Here is an 8,387-nt window from a genome sequence, read left to right on the forward strand (position 1 = left end):
CCGCCGGATCGCACCGTGTCGATCACATACACCGGCGGCACGACCGGAAAGCCGAAGGGAGCCATCGGAGGCTTCGGCAATGTTCACGATGACGCAGATTCAACTCTTCGGAGTGAGAATGGCCGGGTACCCCAAATTCTCGTTGTGCACCCCGCTGTCGCATGCTGGGGCCGCGTTCTTCGTGCCGACCCTGACGAAAGGCGGCCCGATGATGGTGCTGCCGAAATTTTTACCGCCGAGGTGCTGCGCACCATCGACGCAAAAAAGATCACCGTGGCGATGCCATCGATGCTGTACGCCTCGATGGACCCCTCCCAACTCGGACACGCGCGGCCTGTCGACGATCGTGGCCGTCTCACGAGCTCATGTGTGTCCGGTCGACGGTTCAAAAGCCATCGCCTACCGTGACTGCGTCCAATCGGGCCGCTGCTTCGTTGAAATAGTTTGGTGCCTCCATGTTGATCATGTGACCGATCTGTGGCAACGCCACGAACTCATGCAACCGGCGGCGCTGCTGCAGTCGGTCGGCGAGATCAATGGAATGAACCGCGGGTGTCAACTTGTCGGCCGAGCCCACGATCACGGTCGTCGGAACCGTAAGTGAGTCGATTCCTTTGCTTACATCGATGGTGGCCAGGACCCTGCCCCACATTCCCCGAACCTCAGGGGGGCACCGCAGTACTATGTCGGAACACTCAGCCACAACGTCTGCTGGCGCGTGTCGACCCATCGTCCCGTATTTCACCAACCGTCGGTTGAAGCGAGTGTCAAGCATCTCCGGTCCCGCGGTGGCGAGCCCGGCTGCGAATGCCCGCTCCAGTGAGGCGCGGAATCGACGTGGCGACCCAATTAGCGTCGATCTACTCACCAACTGCGAGGGGCCGGTACTCGCCAAGACGGCACCACGGGATAAGACGGGCACCGACTCCGGGTGCTCGGCAGCCCAACCCATGATGGACATCCCGCCCATACTGTGACCGGTCACCAATGCCTTACGATTAGACGTGACGACAGCGCGCAAGACAGCCTCGAGATCGTCGCCAAGCACCGACGAAGAGAAGGGCGCGCGACCCCGGTCGCTCCAGCCATGCCCTCGTTGGTCATACACCACCACACGGTGTGTGGTGGCGAAGTGCTCGATCTGAGGTCTCCAGAACCGACCTTGGCAAGCCCACCCGTGGCTGAACACCAGCAGCGGCGCATCATCACCGAGCCCGTACTCCTCGACAAACAGCCTCGTGCCGTCACTGGAGAGAACCTCCCGCGACCGCCGCGACAATAGGCCAGCTTTCGAGGAGTCAGAGGTCATCGAAACTCACCGTCACAGCGTCGGTGAGCGGAAGTGCCTGGCACGCGAGTCGCTCGCCGTCCTCAATGTCGTCGTCTACGAGGATGTTGTTCTGCACCATCTCGACATCGCCATCGATGAGCTTGCACACACACGCGCTGCATGCGCCCTCTCGGCACGAGTACGGGGCGTTGTGCCCTCGCGAGAGCAGCACATCGAGCAGAGGCGTGTTACGTGGCCACTCCGTGGTGATGCACTCTCCGTTCAGATAAACCGTGGCCGTAGCTACACCCTCGTCGTCACTGAGTCGACGCAGTGTTGCGGTGTCGAACGGGTCACCCGTCAGCGACTGGAATACCTCTCGATGTACATCCGAATGATCCACTCCGCATGCGGCGGCAGACCTTTCCACAAGATCCATGAAAGGGGAAGGCCCGCAGGTGAAAATCGCCGATCCCTTGTGTTCACGAATAATCTTTTCTACAGCCTCTGATGTGGGAATCCCGTTCTCCGACTCAAGCCAGTCAACCAAAGTGAACCGCTCGGCGAATTCAGATCTAATCTGCTCAAGCTGGCGCTCGTACATGATCGAATCGGAGTCACGGTTTGCGTAGAACAGGACAACTTCGCCACTGCCCGACACCAGGGCCGACTTCACCAGCGACAGAACCGGCGTGATGCCGCTTCCGCCAGCGAAGAAGAGCAAGTCGACGTCGAGGCTCTTAGCGGTAAACTTTCCCGATGGCGTGAGGACGGTCACCTCCATGCCGATGGAAACGTTGTCACACAACCAGTTCGACGCATACCCCCCAGCGGTGCGCTTCACCCCGATCTCGAGGCGGAAGTCATCGACATGAGGCGAACTGCTCAGCGAGTAGCATCGTGCGACGTGGCCCGTCTGGTCGGACGGGATCTTCAACGTAATGAACTGCCCGGGTAGATGCTTGAAATCGTCGACGATCTCGTCAGGCACTTCGAAGGCGATGCTCACGGAGTCCTTGGTCTCCTGCACGACCTCCGACACGGTCAGCGTTCGCGATCGCGCGGTGGTGCCCGGCCGATTCTCCTGTTCGAGGGTCATTTGATGATCCCCCGCTTACGAGCCAAGGCGTAGCCCGCGCGTGTGACAGGCGCAGAGATGTCCTGGTAGCGCGGACCGACAACGCGTGCGACAAAGTCGAAGCCACGTGCGTCTGCGCCGATCAGCACTCGGGGCTTCTTCTTGTCCATTCCCTTGAGGATGGCGCACGCAGCTTTCTCCGGAGTGGTCCTGGCGATGTTGTTGAACATCGAGGCAATGGTGGCGGTATCTGCCCCCATATCGGATACACCACGAGCGTTGTTGACGATATTAGTCTTGACGCCGCCGGGGTGAACGCATGTCACCGTGACCGGATGCCGACTGATTTTCATCTCTTGCCGAAGCGCTTCGGTGAAGCCACGCACACCGAACTTCGCGGCGTTGTAAGCGCTTTGACTGGGGATCCCGACCAGACCGAAGACGCTGGAGGTGTTTACCAGATGACCATCACCAGAGGCGATCAGATAAGGCAGGAACGCCTTGGTCCCGTTGACGACACCACCGAAGTTGATGCCCATCAGCCAGTCGAAATCCTCCCAGGACATGTCGACAACGTCGGCGCCGAGGGCGACGCCGGCATTGTTGAACACCATGTTGACGCGCCCGAAAGACGACTGCACGCTCTCTGCGTAAACCTGGAACGCAGCACGATCTGCCACGTCCAACACGGCGGTCTCGACGGTCGCCCGATGCGCGGTGCGGCACATGGCCGCCGTCTCCTCGAGATGCACTTCGTCGACGTCGGACAAGGCAAGGCTGGCCCCGCGTTCGGCCAGTTGGAGGGCAAGGGACCGCCCGATCCCTGAGGCGGCTCCCGTGACGACTGCGACCTGGGTCGCGTAATTGCCTGCTGTCGAACTACTCACTGTCGGATACTCACTTCTCGATGACCTACGGTTGGATTGTCAGGCGATCTCGTACTCGGCGGGCTCGAAGTCTTTCGTCGCTCGCCAGTACTGCCACGTGAACCCGGGCCACACCGTACGGTTGACACCTTGCGAGTCCAGATACCAGCTCGTACATCCGCCGTTGGTCCATACGCCCTTGGCGAGCTTGTGTTGGATGCTCTTGTTGAAGTGTTCTTGAACCTCAGCCCGCACATCAACGCGCTCCGCACCTCGACTGTCGACGGCGTCGATGGCCTTCATGATGTACTTGATCTGCTGCTCGATCATGAATACGACAGAGTTGTGCCCAAGACCCGTGTTAGGTCCGAGCAGGAAGAACAGGTTCGGGAAGCCCTCGGTGGTGATGCCGAGGTGGGTATTGATGCCCGTCCGGTGCCAGTGCGACGGCAAGTCCTCGCCCCGAGCGCCCTTGAGCGCGAGTTGATCGAACCCGTCCGTGACATGGAACCCTGTGGCGTAAATGATCACATCCACAGGGTGTGACACGCCGTCAGGGGTGACGATCGAATCGGCAGTGATCTTTTCGATCCGATCGCTGATCACTGTCGTGTTGGGGGCGGCGAGCGCAGGGTAGTAGTCGTTCGATCCCAGGATGCGCTTGCATCCGATGCGGTAGGACGGCATCAGCTTCCGGCGTAGCTCGGGGTCGGTGATAGAACGCTCGATGTTCCATTTCGCCACCTTTTCGATTGGTCGCATAAGGTTGGAGTGGCCGTTGAGCCCGAAGGCCAGGCTCTCTGCGCCCCAGTAGACCGACCACCGAGCGAGGCGGCGAGTAATGGGGATCTTGCTGAGCAGCGTCCGAAGTACCGGCGGCACCGCGAAGTTCTTGCGTGGAAGTACCCAAGCCGGGGTTCGCTGGAAGACCGTGAGTGTGCCGGCGTCCTTCTGCACGAACGGCACGAACTGAATCGCGCTGGCACCGGTGCCAATGACGGCCACCCGCTTGCCCTGGAGATCCACTGTGTGGTCCCACTGTGCCGAATGGAACGCCTGGCCGGCGAACTCGTCGATTCCGGGGATGTTCGGAAAATTCGGGATGTGCAGAGCGCCGACACCGGACACGACGTACTGCGCGACGTACTCCCGGCCCGACTCGGTATGCAGGTGCCACCGAGATTCGGACTCGCTCCAGTATCCGGAGACCAACTTCTGCCCGAAGTGGATCTTCTGAGTGACACCACGCTTGTTGGAGATATCTTTCAGGTACTGCTCGATTTCGGGCTGCGAGGACCACACCTTCGACCAGCTACCGCGACTCTCGAACGAGTAGGAGTACATCAGTGACGGTACGTCGCACGCGCATCCCGGATAGGTGTTGTCGCGCCACGTCCCACCGACGGAGTCGGCCTTTTCTAGAACGATGAAATCGCTGTACCCGCGTCGGCGGAGCTGGACGGCCATACCGAGGCCAGAGAAGCCGCTGCCGATGATGAGAACTTTGGTAGTTATGGGCTCGGTTATTCCCGGGTCTGTCGCCGGGGCGGCGGACTTGGCGTTGGAGGACGGCATTGTGAAAATCTCCTGATCGAATGCAGAAAACGGACCCGCACGGCGCGCCGTGACGCGTGGCAGGTGTGGGAATGTCATCCGCCCAAGCCCACGAACGGAGGAATCCGGTCGTGGGGTCGAGGAATGGACTGTGGGACGCGCGGACCGGGCCGGGCGTGTTAGCGCAGATCGTCGGGCAGGCTGCGCGTTGCGCGCCACATCGCCATCGTGAACTTCCCCTCCATCATTCCGGCCTCGTGGAAGAACCGGATCATTGGCTCGGACATGAACTGCAAGTTGACGCGATAGTTCGGGCTCGTCTGCTGCGCCCACAGGCCGCGCAGACGGCTGATTCCGACATCGGGATATACCTTCGGATTGATGAGCAACGGGTATGCAAAGTTCGCAATGGCCGCTAACGTGCCTCTATGCCAAGCGCGCGAGATGCGTCCGCGACGCTGCATCCCTTCCACCATTTCCAGCCGCGCGAACGTGATGTGACGGGCCTCTTCGAGAACGTGGATCTTCATGAGCTGGCGCAGCTGCGGCTGCATTTTCGGGTCATTCATCGCCTCGCGCTGAGCGCGGTCGAGGATCTCCTCGATGAGCAGAGTCGCGCCGGACACGGACGGGCCGAGAGGCACAAAGTGCAAGATCTTCGCGATGCTCAAGAACCCCTTCGGCAACTTGTACGGTGCCAGGCCCGTCTTGTTGATCAGTCGGGCGAACATCGTCGAGTGACGTGCCTCGTCGCCGATCTCGTTAAGGGCGTAGAGGGACCTTTGATCTGTCAGGGCGCCTTTGGCGGATGTTCGGAGCAGCGCCGAGCTGAGCAGATTCTCCGCGTAGATACCGAAGCTGAGGATGCTGACGATTTCGTGGCGCCCGAGTTCCGCCTTTTGCTCATCGCTCATTTTCTCCCACAGCTTGGTGCCGTAGAGCGAGACCCGATGCTCTGGCAGGAAGTACTTTCCTTCCTCCCAGGGTGAGTCCCAATCGATGTCGATCTCCGCGTCATAGAATTTTTCGGCCGCCGCCCGCAGCAGTCGGCCGGCAGATCTCTGCATGTCGACGGGCTTGCGGGCGCTGACACGCGCAGCGCCTTCCGTTGAGACGTCGGGCTTGGTCTCCACATTTTGAACGGTCATGTGACACCTCCGTTGCGTTCCGGGCCGAGCTGAGTCTCGACTTCATACCCGTACTCCAGGTACCAGATACTGATAGTGTCTGCGCCAGTGCGTTCTTTTGTCAATGTTTGATGTGAAGAAAGTGAGCCTTGCGTGTCTGACGACCACGATCTCGACTACTCCGGCGAGGGCACATTGGTGTGCCGTGGCAAGGAGATTGCTGTCGGGGTGAAGATCAAAGGCTATTTCCAGCCCCTCAACGGCTTATACACCTGGTACGGCAGGATCGACAAGAATGATGCGCTCCACGCCGCCCTCTCGGGAAGGCGCACGGTTGCCGTCTTTGCGACACCTGAGGGACGCGCCGAGTGCGTCGTGGGCGACCCTGATTTCTGGGACCGCTATCGCATCTCGGGCACGAGCAGACCGCCGTACCACATCCCCACCACGCTCGAGGAAGTTGACTCGATAGCAGAGAGTGAACATCAGGGTTGACCGACCCGCTTTGCGCCCTGGGGCGTTCCTCAGCATCCAGTCCGATAGCGCCCAGGCGGTGCAGCAACGCCACCAGACGGCGCGCCGTGTCAGTGAACCGTCCCGGGTTTCTTGCCGCTCCTACGCTTGCAACATCTCCGGGCGGAGAGCCGATTCTTGACTGTGGTAGACCTTCTCGAATTCGTCTGGTGTGAGGTAATCGAGGGTGCTGTGGGAGGCGGCGTTGGTTGAACCAGTCGACCCATCCCATCGTGGCGAACTCGACATCGTCGATGGTCTTGAGCGGGCCGTTCAGGAACGGGCTTCTCTTCGATACTGCCTCGGTCTTGAACAACCCAATTGTGCTCTCGGCCAACGCATTGTCGTACGCATCCCCGACGCTGCCGATAGATGCCGCCCCCTCGAGCGAAGAAGCTCCGCACCGGATTCATCACCGATGACGTCACCATCGGCTCGCGGCCAGACGAAGTCGCGGATCGCAAAACGCCAGGGCATTGGGAAGGAGGTCTGATCATCGGGCTGGGCAGGTCCGCAGTGGGCACGCTTGTCGAACGCACCAGCAGATTCACCACGTTGCTGCATCTGCCACGTAAGGATGGGTACGGGGATGCGCCCCCGGTGAAGAACGGGCCGGCGTTGTCCGGTTACCGTTCGGAGTCGGTCCGCGATGCACTCCAGGCTGCGATGACACCGCTGCCAAAGCACCTGCGCAGATCGGTGACCTGGGACCGCGGCAAGGAGCTTGCACGTCATGCGGAGTTGACCGCAGAAACCGGGATCCGTGTGTACTTCTGCGACCCGTACAGCCCCTGGCAGCGGGGAACGAACGAAAACACTAATGGATTGCTGCGACAATACTTTCCGAAGGGAACCGATCTCGCTCGATACCGTCGAAGTGACGTTCAGGCCGCGGCGGATGCACTCAACAACCGCCCGCGCAAAACACTTGGGTGGCGAACCCCAGCGGAAGTGCTTGCGGAGCAGATACACTCGGCTTCACGGCACTGTGTTGCGACGACAGGTTGAATCCGCCCTGACTGCCGGCATCGCTGTGATGGATGAGCCCTGAGCCGACGCGGTGTCCACCGTGATCTCGTCGCCGCAACGCCATCTTCAGCGCCGTGGTGACCATCGCTGTGTCTTTGACCGTCGGCACGGCGAGGAGGCCTGCAAAATCCCGACATTCCCGATTCTGTCGGTGTTCGACCACTCGCAAACTGATGTGTGCCCGTAATCTCGCCCGTGGGTTACTGGAGTTGGGATGGTGTTGTCGAGGCCCAGAGGGCTTCGTAGTGGTCGGGGCTGATGTTACCGATATAGCTGTGGACGCGGTCGGTGTTGTAGAAGGTGTCGATCCAGTTGGCCATCGCAACGACCAACTCGAACGTCGTTGCCCATCGCCTGGAGTTGAGAAGTTCAACCTGCATTCGTCCCCAGAACGCTTCGATGACCGCGTTATCAAAGCAGTCACCGACCGAACCCGAATGAGGGTGTCAGTCCCGACCGGCGTAGATTCTCACCCCAGCTCCAGGAGGTGAACTGCGCTCCGTGATCAGCATGCAGAATCGTCGCACCACAGAGGGATCGCTCCCGAGCGGCCATGTTCACCGCGTTGTTCACCAGTGCGGTATCTGCAACCGTGGAGAACGCCCGTCCGACGATCTTCCGGGAGAAGCAGTCGATCACCGCACAGCAATACGCTTTCCCGTCGCGCGCTGGATGCTCCGTAATGTCTGTACACCACAGTTCGTTCGGCGCGTCAGCGGTGAATTTGCGTTCGACGAGGTCAGCTGGGGTGGACAAGCCCACCAGGTTCGGTTTGCGGCGCTTCGGTGTCGGTAGCCCGACCAGGCCTCGCTCGCGCATCAACGCCCGAACGAGCTTGCGGTTGACGACCATGTCGTACTCGTTGAGCAGCGCAGCTCGGACCCGGAGAATGCCGTAGACACCGGCGGATCGGTGATAGATCTCAGCGATCGTGTCCCCGACGACCAGCC

The 8,387-nt window shown here is 60.5% G+C and carries 9 protein-coding genes and 2 pseudogenes; 3 read left to right on the plus strand and 8 right to left on the minus strand.

Features of this window, described 5'->3' with window-relative positions:
• Positions 1-15: 15 nt before the first annotated feature.
• Positions 16-408 (plus strand): AMP-binding protein, encoded by a 393-nt coding sequence (locus R3P95_RS23860; RefSeq protein ID WP_008720407.1) that lies wholly within the window; start codon positions 16-18, stop codon positions 406-408.
• Here the strand turns inward: R3P95_RS23860 and R3P95_RS23865 are convergent.
• The 5 genes from R3P95_RS23865 to R3P95_RS23885 form a co-directional block, all read right to left on the minus strand.
• On the minus strand, positions 386-1,309 hold the full coding sequence (locus R3P95_RS23865; protein WP_008720406.1) for an alpha/beta fold hydrolase: 924 nt from the start codon (positions 1,307-1,309) through the stop codon (positions 386-388). The two genes, R3P95_RS23860 and R3P95_RS23865, sit on opposite strands and share 23 nt — an antisense overlap.
• Complete coding sequence (locus R3P95_RS23870) at positions 1,299-2,369, minus strand: ferredoxin--NADP reductase (protein ID WP_008720404.1); 1,071 nt, start codon at positions 2,367-2,369, stop codon at positions 1,299-1,301. The genes R3P95_RS23865 and R3P95_RS23870 overlap by 11 nt, the downstream gene beginning before the upstream one ends.
• Complete coding sequence (locus R3P95_RS23875; RefSeq protein WP_008720401.1) at positions 2,366-3,235, minus strand: SDR family NAD(P)-dependent oxidoreductase; 870 nt, start codon at positions 3,233-3,235, stop codon at positions 2,366-2,368. The genes R3P95_RS23870 and R3P95_RS23875 overlap by 4 nt, the downstream gene beginning before the upstream one ends.
• Positions 3,236-3,274: 39 nt before the next feature.
• On the minus strand, positions 3,275-4,789 hold the full coding sequence (locus R3P95_RS23880) for a flavin-containing monooxygenase (protein WP_008720398.1): 1,515 nt from the start codon (positions 4,787-4,789) through the stop codon (positions 3,275-3,277).
• A gap of 158 nt (positions 4,790-4,947) precedes the next feature.
• Positions 4,948-5,916 (minus strand): AurF N-oxygenase family protein, encoded by a 969-nt coding sequence (locus R3P95_RS23885; protein ID WP_008720396.1) that lies wholly within the window; start codon positions 5,914-5,916, stop codon positions 4,948-4,950.
• A 132-nt stretch (positions 5,917-6,048) separates the two neighbouring features.
• Between R3P95_RS23885 and R3P95_RS23890 the strand changes: the two genes are divergently transcribed.
• Positions 6,049-6,390 (plus strand): DUF4873 domain-containing protein, encoded by a 342-nt coding sequence (locus tag R3P95_RS23890; protein ID WP_008720393.1) that lies wholly within the window; start codon positions 6,049-6,051, stop codon positions 6,388-6,390.
• Positions 6,391-6,510: 120 nt separating this feature from the next.
• On the opposite strand, the pseudogene R3P95_RS23895 reads toward R3P95_RS23890, so the two are convergent.
• Positions 6,511-6,781 (minus strand): annotated as a pseudogene (locus tag R3P95_RS23895) (integrase core domain-containing protein); the annotation flags it as partial.
• A gap of 2 nt (positions 6,782-6,783) precedes the next feature.
• Here R3P95_RS23895 and R3P95_RS23900 point away from each other — a divergent pair.
• Positions 6,784-7,416 (plus strand): annotated as a pseudogene (locus R3P95_RS23900) (IS30 family transposase); the annotation flags it as partial.
• 221 nt (positions 7,417-7,637) lie between these two features.
• Here the strand turns inward: R3P95_RS23900 and R3P95_RS26220 are convergent.
• The gene (locus tag R3P95_RS26220; protein WP_081606113.1) at positions 7,638-7,838 is read right to left on the minus strand and encodes an IS3 family transposase; all 201 of its coding nucleotides are present in this window, start codon (positions 7,836-7,838) and stop codon (positions 7,638-7,640) included.
• A 19-nt stretch (positions 7,839-7,857) separates the two neighbouring features.
• Positions 7,858-8,387 (minus strand): DDE-type integrase/transposase/recombinase (locus tag R3P95_RS23905; protein WP_317549685.1); only part of this gene is annotated, 530 nt, incomplete at its 5' end.

The sequence above is a fragment of the Rhodococcus cercidiphylli genome (genome assembly GCF_033042225.1).
Classification (GTDB): domain Bacteria; phylum Actinomycetota; class Actinomycetes; order Mycobacteriales; family Mycobacteriaceae; genus Rhodococcoides.

What these genes read in the sequence shown, in the direction of transcription:
- R3P95_RS23865 (WP_008720406.1), bottom strand. Translation starts at nt 1,309, where the DNA reads ATGACCTCTGACTCCTCGAAAGCTGGCCTATTGTCGCGGCGGTCGCGG.
- R3P95_RS23870 (WP_008720404.1), bottom strand. Translation starts at nt 2,369, where the DNA reads ATGACCCTCGAACAGGAGAATCGGCCGGGCACCACCGCGCGATCGCGA.
- R3P95_RS23880 (WP_008720398.1), bottom strand. Translation starts at nt 4,789, where the DNA reads ATGCCGTCCTCCAACGCCAAGTCCGCCGCCCCGGCGACAGACCCGGGA.
- R3P95_RS23885 (WP_008720396.1), bottom strand. Translation starts at nt 5,916, where the DNA reads ATGACCGTTCAAAATGTGGAGACCAAGCCCGACGTCTCAACGGAAGGC.